Origin of the sequence: Mesorhizobium sp. M0983 (assembly GCF_040318975.1) — a bacterium.
Lineage (GTDB): Bacteria > Pseudomonadota > Alphaproteobacteria > Rhizobiales > Rhizobiaceae > Mesorhizobium.
The window spans coordinates 1-559 of the sequence record NZ_JAMYNH010000070.1 but is presented as its reverse complement, the minus strand read 5'-3'; the positions used below and the strand labels follow the sequence as shown (position 1 = coordinate 559).

The window sequence follows — 559 nt, the reverse complement described above, 5'->3', positions numbered from 1 at the left end:
CGGCCGCGCCGCGGGCGCGTCAACGAACTCCTTGAACCTGCGGACCTTGCCTGTCTTGGCCGACGCTTCGAAGCGCGCCGTCGTGCTGGCCTCCAGATCCGCGACATGCTTGCGCAGGGTCGTGGTGGGCGCGAGGCCAAAGATGAAGTCGACGTCGTTGGCGCGGCACCAGTCGATGACCTGCGGGTTGCAATAATGGCTATCGCCGCGGAGCAGGATTCGAATGTTCGGCCAGTTGATCCGGATCGCCCGCACCAGACGGCGCAGGTGGGGGCGGATCTCAGCCCCACTCGGCCGCTTGGCCGGTCGCAGGATCGCGCTGACGAACCGTCCCGCACCATCGAACACGACGATCGGCTGGAAGCCGTACTCGTCATGGTGGGCATTGAACAGGCGAAGCTGTTGGCCTCCGTGCACAGCGTCGAAGGTGTCGTCAATGTCGAGTACGATCCGCTTCGGCACCTGCCGGAACGAGGCGCAATAGAGATCGACCATCGCCCGTCCCATCGCGACCAGCTCCCGCACGCCGGGTAGGTTCTCCAGCCGGCACAGCGTCGAT

Annotated in this window: 1 protein-coding gene; it reads right to left on the bottom strand. The window is 65.5% G+C overall.

What is annotated here, in order from left to right; genetic code table 11:
• Positions 1–559, bottom strand: a 559-nt coding sequence (locus NKH71_RS33355; protein ID WP_352896638.1) for a transposase, incomplete at both ends; no start/stop codon positions are given.